Below are 15,954 nucleotides of genomic sequence, written 5' to 3'. Positions count from 1 at the left end.
CGTTTGAACGAGACGACGGATGCCCATTCGGAACGTAAAATAAGGCCTGACCCGAGGAAGCACCTCGCTTTGCCATCGCCAAGGAGCGAATCACGTGAGTAGTACTGATGCCGGCGTTCGTGACTCGGTCACGAACACGACTGCCGGTAGCGAGGCTGCGGGCACCGGCCTGCACATCTCCCAGCTGCACAAGGTCTTCACTGTTGGGCGCACCGACGTCGTCGCCCTGGATGACGCCAACCTGCACACCGACAAGGGCAGCTTTCTCTCGCTGCTCGGACCGTCCGGATGCGGAAAATCAACCATTCTGCGCATCCTGGCCGGACTGGAACAACCCACGAGTGGCACCACCCGGGTCGACGGCAAGAGCCCGCAGCAACTTCGGCAGGGGCATCAGCTCGGCATTGCCTTCCAGGATTCGGCCCTGTTGCCCTGGCGCAGCGTGCGCTCCAACATTCGCCTGCCGTTCGAGGTCGCCCGTCTCCCCGTCGACGACGCCTATATCGACGAACTGATCGCCCTCGTCGGCCTGCAGGGCTTCGAGACAGCCAAGCCGGCGCAGCTTTCCGGCGGCATGAAACAGCGCGTGTCGATCGCACGCTCGCTCGTGCTCAAGCCTTCGGTGCTGCTGCTCGACGAACCCTTCGGAGCCCTCGACGACATGACCAGACAGCGGCTCAACCTGGAGCTGCTGCGTATCTGGACCCAGAAGCCGGCCACGACGCTCATGGTCACCCACGGCATCGCGGAAGCCATCTTCCTCTCCGACCACGTGGCGGTCATGAGCGCCCGCCCCGGTCGAGTCAAAGAAATCATCGACGTTGACCTCCCGAGGCCTCGGCTGCCCGAGATGATGCGTGCGCCCGAGTTTCACGCCCTGCACGACCGCGCCTCCGACCTGCTGTTTGGCGATGCGGTCGTGGCGGGCGACGACCGGTGATTCGCAGCAGGCTGCGCACCCTGCCCGCCTGGGGGACCGGCCTCATCGGAGCCGGGCTCGTCATTGGCCTGTGGTGGATCGGAGCCGTCACCGTCTTTGCCGAGGTCGGGTCGATGCCCGGCGGCGCAGTACCCACCCCGCTCGATGTGTTCATGCAACTCGTCAGCGACGGGCCGGCTTTCTACCTGCCCCACGTCAGCGTCACCGTGCTCGAAGCGCTCATCGGCTTCGCCTGGGGCACTGGGCTCGCCCTGGCCCTCGCGGCGCTCGTGCTCCTGCTGCCGCGCATCGAGAAGATCGCGATGCAGGTCGCCGTGATCACCTATTGCATACCGATCGTAGCCATCGGCCCGATCGCGTACATCGTGATCGGGGCGCCGAGCGCGGGCGACCCGGCAGGAACGGCAGTGTTTCTCGCTGCCATGTCGGTGTTCTTCACCACGGTCATCGGGTCACTCGTCGGTCTCAAGGCAGCGGATACCGCGAGCCTCGACCTCATCAGCGTCTATGGCGGCAGCAAGTTCACCCAGCTGCGCAAGGTGCGCCTGATCGCCGGGCTGCCCAGTGTGCTGACCGCGCTGCAGGTCGCAGCACCGGCCGCCTTCATTGGGGCCATCCTGGGGGAATATCTCGGCGGGGTCAGTCGGGGGCTGGGCATCGCCATGCTCGTAGCCGGTTCAACGGCCAACGTCGACAGGGTCTGGAGCCTCGCGCTCGTCGCCGGGGTCGCCGCGGGGCTCGGCTACGCGATCTTCGCCGTCATCCTCCGTTTAGCGACGCCGTGGACGATGGGACGGAGCAGCCGATGAGCTTTGCACGGGTAGCACTGGCGACCGTGGCGCGCGGTCTGCTCACCGGGCTCATCACCCTGGTGCTGGTTCTGATCGCCTGGCAGGGACTGCTCCTGCTGCTGGACATTTCGCCGTTTTTGGCCAAGGGGCCTCTCGATGTCTGGACCTGGCTCGTGACCGTACCGGATGCCACCGACAATCGCGCCCTCGTCCTCGGCAACCTCATGGTGACCCTCGGTGACGCCTTTCTCGGTTTCGTCGCCGGACTCACCTGCGCCCTGCTCCTTGCAGTGCTCTTCACACTGTCGCGGGGGATCGAGCATGCCCTCATGCCCATTGCCCTGCTGCTACGGTCGGTACCCCTCGTGGCGCTCGTGCCCATCATCAGCCTCATCACCGGGCGCGGCCTCACGACCGCCGTGGTGATGGGGGCCATCGTCGTGCTGTTTCCGGCGCTGGTGAACATTGCGTTCGGATTGCGTTCCACCTCGCCGCAGATCAGCGATGTCATCACCGTGTACGGCGGCAGCGCCGTCACGACCCTGCTCAAGGTGGCGCTGCCGAGTTCGCTGCCATCTTTCTTCGCCGCGGTGAAGATCTCGGTGCCCGGGGCGATCACCGGCGCGCTACTGGCCGAATGGCTCACGACCGGTCAGGGACTGGGCAATTCGATTGTCGCCGCCGTTGCCAAGGTGCAGAACTCCGAGGTGTGGGCGTCGGTCGTGGTGATCACCATTGTCTCCCTCGTTCTCTACGGCCTGGCCCAGGTCGTCGAGAACCTGGTCCTGCGTCGTATGGGCATGGGGTAGCGCGCCGCAAACTGACGCGCTGACGCGCTGACGCACGAGTGCGGCCGAAGATCTTGAGCGGGGCTAGAGCAGCCCGTGTTCGGCGAGTTGATTGGCGAGGCTGGAGCCGTCCGGGCCGTAGACCCAGGGGGCCTCAGGGCCGCCCTCGATGAGCACGGCATCACGGGAGCGACCGCCGGCGAGAACCGCTTCGCTCGGGGAGAGCTGACGAATGGCCACGGCCGCTACGCTGCCCGGATAGTCGCGTTGAAAGTCGCTGTAGATGGCTTCGTCGTGCTGGCCGTCGTCGCCGATCAATATCCAGCGCATCTGCGGAAACTGTTCGGCGAGTCGGCGGAGGTTGTCGCGTTTGTGAGCGCTGCCACTGCGGAACCAGCGGTCGTGTGTTGGTCCCCAGTCGGTCAACAACAGCGCCCCGGCGGGATACAGGTTACGGGAGAGAAAACGAGACAGGGTGGGGGCCACATTCCAGGCGCCGGTCGAGAGGTAGATGATCGGGGCGCCGGGGGTGAACGACGCCAGACGCTCCAGGAACACGGCCATGCCGGGGGTCGGCACCCGGGCGTGCTCGTCGAGCACAAACGTGTTCCAAGCGGCTAACAGGGGGCGGGGGAGGGTAGTGACCATCACGGTGTCGTCGACGTCGGAGACGATGCCGTAGCCGACCGTGGGGGCCACGATGAAAATCGGGGCTTCCACCACGTTCGAGGACTCGGTGTGCAACCGGGCAACGTGCCAGCCGGCGGGCAACGATACCGGAACCACGGTATCGACGACCCCGCCGCGATCCGCCTGGACAAGGTGGGTCCGCCCATCGATCTCAATCGTGACGGTGACATCGTTGACGGGCACACTCGTGAAGCTGCGCCAGCCTCGAATGCCGGCGTCACGGCCATCCGCTCGGGGGCGTTTTTGACGTTTCGTGGGCTTTTCCGGTTTGGCCAGGAGTACGCGACACAGGATGCGTACCCAGGCGGTCGAGCCGTAACCGGTATACGGGATGACGGTGGGCTGGTAGCCGCGGCGGCGGGCGGAATGCTCGCGATGTTCGTGGAGCCAGTCTTCGATGCGGGCCGCACGGTGCATGATTCGCTCGGGACTCGGCGCACGCGGAGTGGCGTCTGGAAACTCTGGCACACTTTCATTCTGCCATGTTTGCTGTGCATCCCCGATCAGGCCTGTGGAAAAAGGGTTTTACCCCGTAGTATGGTGACTTATCTTCAAGGGGGATAAATGTCGCTTGGTGGCCTATTAGGTGAAGGGTCCGGTGCAGCACTTCAGCAAGTGCGCACCGAGCCGATTCAGCAGCGCAGTGCTGCACGTCTGTCCGGTTTGCTCGATGCAGCCGCCGCCGTTGTGGACGAGGTGGGTTTCGACCGCATCACGACCGCCATGGTCGCCGAACGCGCCGGTGCCTCCATCGGCACCGTGTACCGCTACTACCCCGACAGGGTCGCTGTTCTGCACGCCCTGCATGAGCGTGCCGTGGCGCGCTTCCGGCAGCGTGTCGTCGATGAACTCGGTGCCAGCACCCTCACCTCCTGGTGGGACGCCGTGGACTGCGTCGTCACGGCCTTTGTCGGCCTGTACCGCACGGAGGCGGGCTTTCGTATCGTGAACTTCGACGACCGCGACGGCGCTCCCGCCGCAGACGCCGTTGCGGACGCCGACTTCTTCGCCCGCCGCCTCGCCGACGTTCTCGTGAACGAGTTCGATCTGCCCAGCGGCGACGATTTGATCTTTCGACTCGGAGTTGCCGTGGAGATGGCCGACGCGCTGCTCGCCCGCGCTTTCTATAGCAATCCGCTCGGTGACGAGCGCTTTATCGCCGAGTGCCGCCTGGTCATGCGCGACTACCTCGACCGCTTCTACAGCCCGCAGGCGCTGGATCTCCTCGCCACTGTGTCGTAGTACCCGCCGACAGCCGGGCCCCACTGGGGCTCGGCTTTTTGTGTTGGGGAAGCCGCGCCTGTTCGCTCAGAGATAAAACTTTGTTAGCGATGGGTTTTGCCTGTCGCGCAAAATAGTGATTGGGTTAGCATCTGATTTGTGTTGACCCACAAGATGCGAGGAGCGAGCCGCCAGGATGATTGAATTCCACTCGGTGACAAAACGGTTCCCCGACGGCACGCTCGCCGTTGAAGATTTCAGCCTCGTGCTGCCTTCCCGCAAAACGACCGTGTTCGTCGGTTCGTCGGGCTGTGGCAAGACCACACTGCTGCGCATGATCAACCGGATGATCGATCCCTCGAGCGGTTCGATCGAGATCGACGGAGTCGATATCGCCAGTGGCTCGGCCGTCGCCCTGCGACGCAGTATTGGCTACGTCATGCAGAATTCCGGACTTCTGCCGCACCGACGCGTGATCGACAACGTAGCGACCGTGCCATTACTCAAGGGCGTCAAGAAGGTGGATGCCCACACGCAAGCCATGGAATTGCTTGACACCGTCGGGCTCGATCGTGCACTCGCGTACCGGTATCCCAGCCAGTTGTCCGGCGGGCAACAACAGCGTGTAGGCGTCGCCCGCGGCTTGGCGGTGAACCCGAACATTCTCCTCATGGATGAACCTTTCGGTGCGGTGGATCCGATCGTGCGCGACGATCTCCAGCAGGAGCTGCTTCGCCTGCAACACGACCTGGATAAGACAGTCGTGTTCGTGACGCACGATATCGACGAGGCGTTCCTGCTTGGCGATCAGGTCGTGATCCTGGAGAAGGGCGCACAGATCGCCCAGGTGGGAACCCCGAAAGAGATCCTGGCCAACCCGGCAAGCGACTTTGTCGCCTCTTTCATCGGAGCAGACCGCGGGAAGCGACGACTGGCCGTTGATTCGACTGTCAGTCGCTCCGGTGACGATGTCGTGCTCGTAGACGGCGCCGGCTACGTTGCCGGTGTAATCGAGGCACCGGGGGGCGTTCTGCCCGGCGCCGGTGCTGGAGTGAGCACAAATTCCCGGGCGCGCAGCGTGTCGAACAAGACGGACCAGGCGGGCGATGCCTGATGCTCTGGCTGTGGGACAACCTCGATCTGGTACTCGGGCTGACCGCTGATCACGTGCGTCTGAGCATCATCCCGATTGTGGTCGGTTTCATAGTCTGTATCCCGTTCGGTTGGCTCGCGAACCGCTACACGGTCGCGCGCACCATCCTGCTGACCTTGGGTGGAGTCCTCTTCAGTATTCCGTCCCTGGCCCTGTTCGTGACCCTCCCGGCTCTTCTTGGTACTCGCATTCTCGACGAGGCCAACGTCGTTGTGGCACTCTGTATCTACGCGATTGCGGTGATGGTACGTGGGGCAGCGGATGCGTTCTCCTCGGTGTCGAGAGATGTCATCTCCTCGTCCACCGCCGTCGGGTTCTCGGCGGTGTCACGGTTCTGGACCGTCGAATTTCCACTCGCTGGTCCGGTTCTGCTTGCGAGTCTCCGCGTTGTCTCGGTAAGTACGGTCAGCCTGCTCAGCGTCGGATCTCTGATCGGCGTCCAGAGCCTGGGCTATCTATTCATCAACGGCTACCAGCGTGACTTTCCTGAGGAAATCCTGATCGGTATTGTTTTTACCGTTATTGTCGCTGTGCTTTTTGACACAATTCTGGTACTCGTCGGCCGTTTGTTGATGCCCTGGACGCGCGCGACGCGACGCCGCCGTTGGGTGACCTCGGCCACGGCTTCGGTGAGCGCATGAACCTTTTTCTGGACGCCCTGAATTTTATGTTTGATCCGGCCAACCTGACCGGTGCGAATGGCATACTGTCGCGTCTTGTTGACCACCTCTGGTACACCGGCCTGAGCATGGCCGTCGCCGTCGTCATCGGCATCCCACTCGGGCTGCTCGTCGGACATACGGGGCGCGGGCGCAACGCGGTCGTCGCTGTCAGCAGCGCAGCTCGCGCGCTTCCCACGCTCGGACTGATCTTCCTCATTATTCTCTACACCGGTCTGGGGGTCGGGCCGCTCATCGTCGTGCTCGTCATTCTTGCCGTTCCGCCACTTCTGGCCGGTGCCTACTCCGGGCTCGAAGCCGTAAATCGTTCGACAATCGACGCGGCTCGGGCGATCGGCATGACCGAGTGGCAGATTCTGTTCAAGGTCGAGATGCCCCTGGCCATGCCACTCATTTTCGGCGGCATTCGCTCAGCGACTCTTCAGGTGATCGCGACCGCTACAATCGCCGGCTATGTGGGCCTGACCGGCCTCGGCCGTTTCCTTATCGAGGGTCTCGCACTGCGCGATTACAAGCTCGCCCTCGCCGGTGCAATACTCGTCATTGCCTTGGCGCTTTGCGTCGATACGATTCTCGCACTGGCCCAACGACTCGTCATTCCGCACGGGGTTGCCCGCGGACTGACGCGACACCCCGATGAATCCGCCGCGCCAACTCCAAGGCAGCACGGGCGCGTCTCACCAGCACCATCCAACCTTTAAGGATATGCCGCATGTTCACACAGCACCGAACAATTACCTCGCGTCGTGGTCGCCTCGTTCTGGGCGCAGCGCTCGCACTGTCCGTCACTGCAGCCCTTGCTGGATGCAGTTCGGGCGACCCCCTCGGCGCCGATTCCGCAACCCCCGCCGATTCCACGACCATCACAATCGGGTCGCAAGGGTTTGCGGAGAGTGAAATTCTCGCGCAAATCTATGGGCAGGTTCTGGCAGCCAACGGTTACACGGTCGACTACAACCCGGGAATCGGTTCGCGGGAAGCGTTTGTCCCCGGTCTGAAAGACGGCTCCATCGACATGATCCCGGAGTACTCGGGCAACCTCCTCCAGTTCCTCGACCCGTCGGCCAGCGCATCCTCGTCGGAAGAGATCGCAGCAGCCCTCCCGGCAGCTCTCGAACCCGAAGGTCTTACGGTGCTCGACGCAGCACCGGCCGAAGACGCTGACTCACTCGTCGTAACGCCCGAATTCGCCGCGGCCAACAATCTCGTGACCATCGCCGATTTGGCTCCTATTGCTTCAACGATTACTCTCGGGGCCAACACCGAGTTCCAAACTCGTCCGTACGGCCAGAGCGGTCTCGAGTCTGTATACGGCGTGACCGGCTACACCTTCAAGGCCATCGACGATTTCGGTGGGCCGGGTACCCTAAGCGACCTGCTGGCCGGAAATATCCAGGTAGCCGACATTTATACAACCACCCCATCGATCAAGCAGAACAATCTCGTCATCCTCGAAGACCCGGAGAATCTTATTGCGGCCCAAAACGTAGTGCCGCTGATGAACACCTCGGTTTATTCAGATGCGCTGGCCGCGCTGCTGAACCCCGTGTCCGCCAAATTGACGACCGCAGGGGTGCTCGACCTGAACGAAAAGAGCAACTCTGACGCTAAGCCGTCGCCCGAGAAGCTTGCAACCGAGTGGCTCACCACCAACGGTTTTCTGTAGTGAGACGCTGCTCTAGGCACCGAACAGAATGAGCGCCGGCCCGGCCAGGAGCACCGCTGACACGGTGAGTGCTCCGGCTGTGGCGGCGTAGCCCAGCGGCATAATCGAGTTCACCAACCTCGACACACGAGGAGTGACCTGATAGGCCGGATGCTCAGGATCTGCAGCGGGTGCTATTTCAGAGCGCGAAGCGGATGCAACGGCGCGCGCCGTCGCATCCGCTTCGTGCTCTGACGGGGGAGTAGACCCCACGAGCGCGAATGCGACGAGGGCGATCGCGCGCGCCAGCGTGTAGTCATCCACCACTCGGCGGGCGCGGTCGTCGGCGAGCATCTCGACCAGCAGGGCAACGGCGTTTTCGGCGCGGTTGGCGATGGGAAACCACGGCAGTGCGCTGTGCCAGCTCTTGAAGGCGAGCAACACCAGGTGGTGCTGCTGCACGAGGTGGGCCTGCTCATGGGCGATCACGGCGCGTACCTGATCGGCATCGAGCAGCCGGAGCAATCCGTTCGAGAGTACCGTCGCCGAGTGCCCGGCCCGGGGCAAGCAGTAGGCGACCGGGGCGGGATAGTCGATGACTCGCATTCCGGGCTGCCCGTGCAGGGGATCGCTGAGCAGGGTGATGAGGGCGTGGTGACGCCGGCGCTGCCGCTCGGACCGCACGAAGGTCGCGAGCAGGTTCAACAAAAGGTGCGTGCCGAGCAGAACGGCCGCTCCAAGCGCGAGCACGTGCGCGAAGGTCGTGCCGACAGGGAGGGTGCCTGCACGCAAATTACCGCTGAGGGCGACGATGCTCTGCGGCAGTGCATCGCCGAATGGAACGAGACCGTAGACGAGCAGCGACCCAATCATGGACATGCCGCCGGACAGTGCGATGGCTTGCCAGAGAACGAGTGCCACACCGGGGGAACGCGCCGGCCATGCTGAACGGGCGAGCACGAGCGGGATCGGCCAGGCGAGCAGCACGGCAATGGCGCCGAGCAGGACGGCGGCGGTAATCACGAGAATTGACGAGTCAGGAGGCGGGTCAGACGCTCGGTCTGGGCGCGACGCCGAGTAGTTGCCGCAGGGTCTCGGCCTCCTGTGGGGTGACATCACCGATGAACCGGGCCAGCGCAGCCTCGCGATCGGGGACCTGGCCGAGCACTTCGTGCATCAGCCCGGCAGTGTGCGCAGCGCGAGTCATGGCCGCGGTGTAGGCGTGCGGCCGAACGCCTCGGTCGCGATTGACGAAGCCCTTCGTTTCGAGCCGGGAAAGTACGGTCAGAACCGTCGTCGTCGCCAACTGCTTCGTGGGGGTACCCGGCGCATCTGGCCGCAGCAGGGATTCTTTGAGTTCGTTGGCCGTCAGCGGGGTCGAAGACTCCCACAAGACGTCCATCATCAGCCTCTCGAGTGCACCCAGTGATCCCATGGCCACTATGATACGCCGCGAAACTGAGACTTCTACGAGCCGTAGAAATCAAGGTTCTACACAGCGTAGAAGGGTAATCTTCTACACAGCGTAGAAAAGTGTGCGCGGGTAACAATAATGCTGGAGGGCATATGAACGAGTGGTTGGACCCTTTACTCCTCTCACGGTGGCAGTTCGGTCTCACGACCATGTATCACTTCATTTTCGTACCACTCACGATCGGTATGGCCCTCACGGTCGCGATCTTCCAGTCCGCGTGGGTGCGCACGGATAAAGCGAAGTACCTGCAGCTCACGCACTTCTTCGGCAAGATCTTTCTGATTAACGTCGCCATGGGCGTGGTGACCGGAATCGTTCAGGAATTCCAGTTCGGTATGAACTGGTCGGACTACTCGCGTTTCGTCGGTGACGTCTTCGGTGCTCCGCTCGCCTTCGAGGGCATCGTCGCGTTCTTTCTCGAGGCGACGTTCATCGGATTGTGGATCTTCGGCTGGGACAAGCTGCCCAAAAAGATCCACCTGGGCACGATCTGGATGACCGTGGTCGGCTCGATCGCCTCGGCCTATTTCATTCTTGCCGCGAACGCGTTCATGCAAAACCCGATCGCGTACACGATCAACGAGGAGAAGGGGCGGGCCGAACTCACGAGCATCTGGGAACTGCTCACGAACCCCATTGCCATCGCCGCGTTCCCGCACACGATTTTCGCCTGCTTCATGGTGTCTGCCGGACTCATCATCTCGGTAGCCGCCTGGCACCTCTATCGCAACCAGCACCTCGACACGATGCGTCCAGCACTCAAGTTCGGTCTCTGGATGATGGTCATCGCCGGAGTGCTCACCACGCTCGCCGGTGACCAGCTCGGTCTGGCCATGGTCGACGCCCAGCCGATGAAGATGGCGGCGGCCGAGGCGCTTTATCACACCGCGACCGGCGCCAACGCAAGCTTCTCAGTTTTCACTCTGGGCACTCCGGACGGCGTCCACGAGCTGTTCTCCGTGCGTATTCCGTACCTGCTCTCCTTCCTGTCGACCCATACTTTCGACGGCACGGTCGAGGGCATCAACAATTTGCAGGCCCAGTACGTCACCCTGTACGGTCCTGGCGACTACACCCCGACGATCTGGATCACCTACTGGGCATTCCGCTGGATGATCGGACTCGGCCTCGCGCACATGCTCGTCGCCGTCGCCGGCCTGTGGCTGACCCGTGGGGGGCGCAGCCCGAAGCGCACCTGGGTGTGGAAGGTTGCGATCTGGAGCTTCCCGATGTCGCTACTGGCGATGAGCGTCGGTTGGGTCTTCACGGAGATGGGTCGTCAGCCCTGGCTCGTATTCGGACTCATGCGCACTGCAGACGGTATCTCGCCCGGCGTGACCGGTGTGGAGATTTTGATCTCGTTGATCGTCTTCAGCCTGCTCTACGGAATTCTCGCAGTGGTCGAGTTCAAGCTCATCCTCAAGGCCGTCCAGAAGGGCCCGGACGATGCGCCGGTTCAAGACGCCGAATCCGGCGCCCACCAGCACGCTGTCACGGTCTACTAGGACAGGGTTACGGAAAACACACAATGGATCTCACAATTCTCTGGTTCTGGATCATCGCTTTCATGTTCATCGGGTACTTCGTACTCGATGGGTTCGACTTCGGAGTCGGTATGTCCCTGCCCTTCCTCGGCAAAGACGACACCGATCGCCGCGTTCTCATCAACACCATCGGTCCGGTCTGGGACCTCAACGAAACCTGGGTCATCGTGGCCGGGGCGTCGCTCTTCGCAGCGTTCCCGGAGTGGTACGCCACAATGTTCAGCGGCTTCTACCTTCCCCTGCTGCTCATTCTGGTGGCCCTGATCCTGCGTGGTGTGTCGTTCGAATATCGGCACCAGCGCCCGGAATCATCGTGGAAGAAATGGTTCGACGGCCTGATCATCGTCGGTTCAGCCGTTCCGGCGTTTCTGTGGGGTGTGGCCTTTGCCAACATCGTGCGCGGCGTCAAGCTCAATGCCAACCACGACTACATCGGTACCCTCTTCGACCTGCTCAACCCGTACGCCCTGCTCGGCGGCATCACGACGCTGCTGTTGTTCTTCGTGCACGGGGTGGTGTTCGTGTCGCTCAAAACCGAGGGCGACATTCGACTGCGAGCCCGGAAGCTGGCGACGAAAGCTGGAATCGTGACGATCCTCGCCGCGGCCACCTTCCTAGCCTGGACGACGCTCGCCTACGGCACCGTGGCATCCGCTCTGCTGGCCGCCCTGGCCGCTGCCCTGCTGCTCGCATCGTTCCTCGCCAACCTGCGCGGCGCTGAACGGCTCGCGTTCGCCCTGATGGCCGGCACGATCGGTCTCGTCGTGCTGACCCTGTTCTCGTCATTGTTTCCCGAGGTCATGCCGGCCAGCAACAACCCGGCCAACAGCCTGACGATCGCGAACGCCTCCTCGTCGACGTACACGCTCGGTGTGATCAGCTGGACCGCCCTGATTGCTATGCCCGTCATTCTGCTCTATCAGGGCTGGACCTACTGGGTATTCCGCAAACGCATCGGCCGGGCGCACATTGACCTCGCCGTACACTAAACGAGTGCGCCCTCTGGATCCGCGTCTCCTTCGCTACGCCCACGCAGCCCGTCGGTTTCTTCTGGTCGGCGCGCTGCTGGGCCTGGCGCAAACGCTCGTCGTCATCGCGTTCGCATGGCTGTTGACCCGAGCAATCACGTTCACCGTCGCGGGGGAGCCCCTCCGCACCATCGCGCCGACCCTCGCCGCCCTCGCCGGAGTCGTCGTGCTGCGCTCGGTGCTCATCTGGCTGCTCGAAGTAGCGGCCAACCGTGGCGCCGCCCAGGTGAAAAGCCAGCTGCGCGCCAAAGTCATTGCGCGGCTCGCCGAGCGCGGCCCCGACTGGGTCGCATCCCGGCAGAGCGCGCGACTCTCGACGGTCGTGACGACCGGACTGGACGCGCTCGACAACTACTTCGCTCGGTACCTGCCCCAACTGTTGCTAACCCTGATCGCCACCCCCATCCTGATCATTGTCATCCTCTCGCAAGACCTCATCAGCGGGCTCATCGTCATTGTCGTGATTCCGCTGATTCCGCTTTTCATGATTCTCATCGGCCGGGTCACCCAGTCGGTGCAGCAGGAGCAGTGGCAGGCCATGCAGCGTCTGTCGACCGGGTTTCTCGACGTGGTCGGGGGCCTCGGAACCCTGAAGATTTACGGCCGCGAACGACGCCAGTTCGATCGAATCAGGTCGATCACCGAGGAATACCGCACTCGCACCATGAAAGTGTTGCGCGTCTCCTTCCTCAGCGGTTTCGTGCTCGAACTCGCCGCGAGCCTCTCCGTTGCGATCATCGCCGTGTCGATCGGCCTGCGACTTATCGACGGTGCCCTGCTGCTCGGCGTCGGCCTGTTCGTTCTGCTGCTCGCCCCGGAGGTCTTTCTCCCGGTGCGCCAGGTCGGAGCGCAATTCCATGCCGCAGCAGACGGGCTCGCCGCTGCCGAAGAATTGTTCGCCATTCTCGACGACGAGATGACGCCGGAAGTATCACAAGCGGATGCCGTCGCCCACACGGTACAGCTCGGCGTGGGCTCCCTGGTGCTGAACGGAGTCTCCGTTCGGCATGGCGACACCCTCGTGATCGATCACCTGCATGCGGAATTTGCTCCCGGACAGCTCAGCGTGCTGCGCGGGGTAAGCGGAGTTGGCAAGTCGACCCTCGTCGCAGCCCTGCTTGGTTTCGTCCCTTTCACCGGTACTCTCACCCTCGACGGTGTGACAGTGCCGGCCGGCGCGACGCGCGGCTGGCTGGCCTGGGCCGGCCAACGCCCGGGCCTGTTCCGGGGGACAGTGGCCAACAATGTGGCGCTCGGCGCAGCATCCGTTGATTCCACCGGCCCCGATCACAGGCTGGTCGTGCAGTCACTACGCTGGGCCGGCGCCGCCGAGGTGTCACCGGCTACGGTCCTCGGGGTCAACGGTGAAGGCCTCTCGGGCGGGCAGGCCCAACGTATCGCCGCAGCACGAGCCATCTACCGGGCCCTGGCGACCGATTGCCACGTGCTGATCCTGGACGAACCGAGTTCGGCGCTCGATTCCGACGCCGAGGCCGGTCTGCTCGTCGGACTCCGACACCTGGCCGACCAGGGACGCGTGGTGATCGTTGTCAGCCACCGCGCGGCTGTCGCCGCCGCCGCCGACAACGTGATCGAACTGCAGGAGTTGACTCATGTCTGAGGCCACGTTGCACCCGCATACCCGCGACGTGTTGCGCCTCGCCCAGCCTCACCCACGCTGGTTCGTTCCCGGTCTGCTGGCCGGCATCGGCAGCGCCGTCATGGCGGTGGCGCTCTTGGCCTGCTCCGCCTGGCTGATCACCGTCGCGGCCGAAATGCCGTCCCTCGCGGTTCTGGGATTGGCCGTCGTCGGGGTTCGCGCCTTCGCTATTTTTCGCTCTGTGTTTCGCTATCTGGAACGGGTGTCCAGCCACGATGCCGCCTTCCGGCAGCTCGCCGAACTGCGCCTCGGCATGTTTCGACGCATCGTGCCCATCGCTCCGGCCGGGCTCGCCAGCACCGGGCGTGGTGATCTGCTCACCCGCCTCGTGCGGGATGTCGACGATCTTCAGGACCTGCCGTTGCGCGTCGTGCAGCCGCTCCTGGTAGCGGGAACAACGGCCCTGCTCAGTGTGGTCGGTATCTGGCTGATCGTTCCGGCTGCCGGACTGACGCTGCTGGTCTGCCTGCTGCTGGCCGGAATACTCGGAACGCTCTTCTCCGGCACACTGTCCGCACGTGCCGATCGTGAACTCGCGCCCCTGCGCGGTTCCCTCGCCGATGAGGTGCTCGAGATCATCGAGAACCTCGACGTCCTCACCGCCTTCGACGCTCTCACCCCGCGTCTCGAGCAGCTGGCGCGTACCGACGCGCGCCTCCGACAGGCCACCCTGCGCCGATCGGTCGGGATCGGCGTCCAGTCGGCGGTGGTGGCGCTGTTCGCCGGCGCGGCAACGCTCGGGGCTCTCTATTTTGGTGTCCCCGCCCTCGACAGCGGCGGTGGCCTGCTCAGCCCCGTGCTGCTCGGCCCGACCGTCATCGTGGCCGTGCTCGTACCGATGGCCGTGTTCGAGGTCTTCGGTATGATTCCCCTCGCCGGCTCGGCCTGGCGGCAGGTGCGGGTGAGTGCTACCCGGGTCGCCGACATCGTTCCGGCCGCGGTCCCGGGGGAGATTCCCGTCGATGTGGTCGACCCGCTGACGCTGTGTGCCTCCGATTGCGCCAGCGGTCCGGTCGTTCTGGAACTGGCCGATCTCGCCGCGCGCTGGCCAGGGCAGCACGAACCCGGCGTGGCCGGCGTCACCCTGCGGTTGGCGCCGGGCGATCGCGTGCACCTGGCCGGGCCGAGCGGCGCCGGCAAGACCACCCTCGCCCAAACCCTCGAGCGCTTTCTCGACTACACCGGTTCATATCGATTGAACGGGGTTGAGGCGCGACTGCTCGCCCAGTCCGAGGTGAGACGCATGGTCGGACTGTGCGAGCAGCGCCCGTGGTTATTTGACGACAGCATCCGCCAGAATTTGCTGTTCGCCCGCGATACCACCACCGATGCCGAGCTCGAAGCCGTGCTGGCGCGCGTCGGACTAGCCGAGTGGTCCCGCGCCCGCGGCGGCCTCGACGCCCGGGTGGGCGAGCGTGGTGCGTTGGTCTCCGGCGGCCAGGCGCAGCGTATTGCCCTGGCGCGGGCCCTGCTCGCCGATTTTCCGGTGCTGATCGTCGACGAGCCCACCGCCAATGTCGACAGTGCCGGGGCGGATGCCCTCGTGCGCGACATCCTGACGGCCGCGGCCGATGCGCACCGCGCAGTGCTGCTCATCTCTCATACCCCGGTACCTGACGAGCTCGTGACCGCGAGGGTGACGCTGCCGGCCCGTGCCGGCGGGCCCACCGTAATCAGTCCATGTGGCGCAGTTCGCGGCGGTGCAGCCATTTCTTGAGGAGGAAGACCGCGAGTGTGAACAGGGCGATCACGCCGACGAAGAGGTAGCCGGCGAAGTGCAGGCGCCCGCTCAGCTCGCGGTAGCCGTCCGCCGCAGCCGATCCGACGCTCACGTAGGCGAGGGACCAGATGATGCAGGCGGGTACGGTCCAGGCCATGAAGGTGCCGTACCGCATACGGCTCATTCCCACGGTGAGCGGGATCAGCGAGTGCAAGACCGGCAGAAACCGGGAAATAAAAACGGCCAACCCTCCGCGCCGGTCGAGGTAGGTCTCAGCGCGAGCCCAGTTGTGCTCGCCGATGCGTCGCCCCAGCCTGCTGCTCCTGATGAACGGGCCGAAGTGGTGCCCGAGGGCAAAACCGATGCTCTCTCCGGTCAGGGCTCCCACGATCACGGCCAGAACCAGGGTGACGAATTCCACCGGGCTGGCGACCGCAGTGCTGGCAACGATCACAATGGTGTCGCCGGGTACGACCAGCCCCACCAGCACCGAGGTCTCCAACAGCATGCCCACACCGGCCAGAAGCGTTCGAATGACCGGGTCGACGCCGGAGACGGTGTCGAGAATCCACGTGAGGATGTCATTCATTGTGCCCAGCCTACGTGCCGCGCGCGATTCA

At 63.9% G+C, this 15,954-nt stretch carries 16 protein-coding genes; 12 read left to right on the top strand and 4 right to left on the bottom strand.

Annotated elements, in window-relative coordinates:
• Window positions 1–94 precede the first annotated feature (94 nt).
• From CXY72_RS14650 to CXY72_RS14640, 3 genes are read left to right on the top strand one after another with little or no spacing between them, the layout of a single operon-like run.
• Window positions 95–940 (top strand): ABC transporter ATP-binding protein, encoded by an 846-nt coding sequence (locus CXY72_RS14650; protein WP_104128404.1) that lies wholly within the window; start codon window positions 95–97, stop codon window positions 938–940.
• On the top strand, window positions 937–1,749 hold the full coding sequence (locus CXY72_RS14645) for an ABC transporter permease (protein WP_233197859.1): 813 nt from the start codon (window positions 937–939) through the stop codon (window positions 1,747–1,749). The genes CXY72_RS14650 and CXY72_RS14645 overlap by 4 nt, the downstream gene beginning before the upstream one ends.
• On the top strand, window positions 1,746–2,540 hold the full coding sequence (locus tag CXY72_RS14640; RefSeq protein ID WP_104128403.1) for an ABC transporter permease: 795 nt from the start codon (window positions 1,746–1,748) through the stop codon (window positions 2,538–2,540). The genes CXY72_RS14645 and CXY72_RS14640 overlap by 4 nt, the downstream gene beginning before the upstream one ends.
• Before the next feature lie 63 nt (window positions 2,541–2,603).
• Here the strand turns inward: CXY72_RS14640 and CXY72_RS14635 are convergent, their stop codons facing one another.
• Window positions 2,604–3,626, bottom strand: a complete 1,023-nt coding sequence (locus CXY72_RS14635) for an App1 family protein (protein ID WP_104128593.1) — start codon at window positions 3,624–3,626, stop codon at window positions 2,604–2,606.
• A gap of 147 nt (window positions 3,627–3,773) precedes the next feature.
• Between CXY72_RS14635 and CXY72_RS14630 the strand changes: the two genes are divergently transcribed.
• The 5 genes from CXY72_RS14630 (at window position 3,774) to CXY72_RS14610 (ending at window position 7,929) form a co-directional block, all read left to right on the top strand.
• Window positions 3,774–4,451, top strand: coding sequence for a TetR/AcrR family transcriptional regulator (locus CXY72_RS14630; RefSeq protein WP_104128402.1), 678 nt, complete (start codon window positions 3,774–3,776; stop codon window positions 4,449–4,451).
• A gap of 175 nt (window positions 4,452–4,626) precedes the next feature.
• On the top strand, window positions 4,627–5,544 hold the full coding sequence (locus CXY72_RS14625; protein WP_104128401.1) for an ABC transporter ATP-binding protein: 918 nt from the start codon (window positions 4,627–4,629) through the stop codon (window positions 5,542–5,544).
• Window positions 5,544–6,224 (top strand): ABC transporter permease, encoded by a 681-nt coding sequence (locus CXY72_RS14620; protein ID WP_104128400.1) that lies wholly within the window; start codon window positions 5,544–5,546, stop codon window positions 6,222–6,224. Before CXY72_RS14625 ends, CXY72_RS14620 begins: the two co-directional genes overlap by 1 nt.
• Window positions 6,221–6,964: an ABC transporter permease gene (locus CXY72_RS14615; RefSeq protein WP_104128592.1), complete on the top strand. Its 744-nt coding sequence runs from the start codon at window positions 6,221–6,223 to the stop codon at window positions 6,962–6,964. Before CXY72_RS14620 ends, CXY72_RS14615 begins: the two co-directional genes overlap by 4 nt.
• An 11-nt stretch (window positions 6,965–6,975) precedes the next feature.
• Complete coding sequence (locus tag CXY72_RS14610) at window positions 6,976–7,929, top strand: ABC transporter substrate-binding protein (RefSeq protein ID WP_104128399.1); 954 nt, start codon at window positions 6,976–6,978, stop codon at window positions 7,927–7,929.
• 12 nt (window positions 7,930–7,941) lie between these two features.
• On the opposite strand, the gene CXY72_RS14605 is transcribed toward CXY72_RS14610, so the two are convergent.
• Together CXY72_RS14605 and CXY72_RS14600 are read right to left on the bottom strand one after the other, a co-directional pair.
• The gene (locus CXY72_RS14605) at window positions 7,942–8,931 is read right to left on the bottom strand and encodes a M56 family metallopeptidase (RefSeq protein WP_158252591.1); all 990 of its coding nucleotides are present in this window, start codon (window positions 8,929–8,931) and stop codon (window positions 7,942–7,944) included.
• A 25-nt stretch (window positions 8,932–8,956) separates the two neighbouring features.
• A complete protein-coding gene (locus tag CXY72_RS14600) occupies window positions 8,957–9,343 on the bottom strand; it encodes a BlaI/MecI/CopY family transcriptional regulator (protein WP_104128397.1) in 387 nt (128 codons plus the stop codon).
• A 131-nt stretch (window positions 9,344–9,474) separates the two neighbouring features.
• On the opposite strand from CXY72_RS14600, the gene CXY72_RS14595 reads away from it, so the two are divergent.
• From CXY72_RS14595 to cydC, 4 genes are read left to right on the top strand one after another with little or no spacing between them, the layout of a single operon-like run.
• Window positions 9,475–10,887, top strand: coding sequence for a cytochrome ubiquinol oxidase subunit I (locus CXY72_RS14595; protein WP_104128396.1), 1,413 nt, complete (start codon window positions 9,475–9,477; stop codon window positions 10,885–10,887).
• A gap of 23 nt (window positions 10,888–10,910) precedes the next feature.
• A complete protein-coding gene (cydB, locus tag CXY72_RS14590) occupies window positions 10,911–11,915 on the top strand; it encodes a cytochrome d ubiquinol oxidase subunit II (protein WP_104128395.1) in 1,005 nt (334 codons plus the stop codon).
• A 4-nt stretch (window positions 11,916–11,919) separates the two neighbouring features.
• Window positions 11,920–13,575: a thiol reductant ABC exporter subunit CydD gene (gene cydD, locus CXY72_RS14585; protein ID WP_104128394.1), complete on the top strand. Its 1,656-nt coding sequence runs from the start codon at window positions 11,920–11,922 to the stop codon at window positions 13,573–13,575.
• Window positions 13,568–15,331, top strand: coding sequence for a thiol reductant ABC exporter subunit CydC (gene cydC, locus CXY72_RS14580; protein ID WP_104128393.1), 1,764 nt, complete (start codon window positions 13,568–13,570; stop codon window positions 15,329–15,331). The genes cydD and cydC overlap by 8 nt, the downstream gene beginning before the upstream one ends.
• On the opposite strand, the gene CXY72_RS14575 is transcribed toward cydC, so the two are convergent.
• On the bottom strand, window positions 15,288–15,923 hold the full coding sequence (locus tag CXY72_RS14575) for a DedA family protein (protein WP_104128392.1): 636 nt from the start codon (window positions 15,921–15,923) through the stop codon (window positions 15,288–15,290). The two genes, cydC and CXY72_RS14575, sit on opposite strands and share 44 nt — an antisense overlap.
• Window positions 15,924–15,954: the final 31 nt, after the last annotated feature.

This window comes from Cryobacterium sp. Y57, from assembly GCF_002929505.1.
In the GTDB taxonomy this organism is placed as follows: domain Bacteria; phylum Actinomycetota; class Actinomycetes; order Actinomycetales; family Microbacteriaceae; genus Cryobacterium.
This window is presented reverse-complemented; position numbering and strand designations above follow the sequence as displayed.

Excerpts from the sequence above, each read along its gene's own strand:
- cydB (WP_104128395.1), top strand. The coding sequence starts at position 10,911 with ATGGATCTCACAATTCTCTGGTTCTGGATCATCGCTTTCATGTTCATC.
- CXY72_RS14620 (WP_104128400.1), top strand. The coding sequence starts at position 5,544 with ATGCTCTGGCTGTGGGACAACCTCGATCTGGTACTCGGGCTGACCGCT.
- cydC (WP_104128393.1), top strand. The coding sequence starts at position 13,568 with ATGTCTGAGGCCACGTTGCACCCGCATACCCGCGACGTGTTGCGCCTC.
- CXY72_RS14630 (WP_104128402.1), top strand. The coding sequence starts at position 3,774 with ATGTCGCTTGGTGGCCTATTAGGTGAAGGGTCCGGTGCAGCACTTCAG.
- CXY72_RS14600 (WP_104128397.1), bottom strand. The coding sequence starts at position 9,343 with ATGGGATCACTGGGTGCACTCGAGAGGCTGATGATGGACGTCTTGTGG.
- CXY72_RS14575 (WP_104128392.1), bottom strand. The coding sequence starts at position 15,923 with ATGAATGACATCCTCACGTGGATTCTCGACACCGTCTCCGGCGTCGAC.
- CXY72_RS14635 (WP_104128593.1), bottom strand. The coding sequence starts at position 3,626 with ATGCACCGTGCGGCCCGCATCGAAGACTGGCTCCACGAACATCGCGAG.
- CXY72_RS14595 (WP_104128396.1), top strand. The coding sequence starts at position 9,475 with ATGAACGAGTGGTTGGACCCTTTACTCCTCTCACGGTGGCAGTTCGGT.
- CXY72_RS14610 (WP_104128399.1), top strand. The coding sequence starts at position 6,976 with ATGTTCACACAGCACCGAACAATTACCTCGCGTCGTGGTCGCCTCGTT.
- CXY72_RS14625 (WP_104128401.1), top strand. The coding sequence starts at position 4,627 with ATGATTGAATTCCACTCGGTGACAAAACGGTTCCCCGACGGCACGCTC.
- CXY72_RS14615 (WP_104128592.1), top strand. The coding sequence starts at position 6,221 with ATGAACCTTTTTCTGGACGCCCTGAATTTTATGTTTGATCCGGCCAAC.
- CXY72_RS14640 (WP_104128403.1), top strand. The coding sequence starts at position 1,746 with ATGAGCTTTGCACGGGTAGCACTGGCGACCGTGGCGCGCGGTCTGCTC.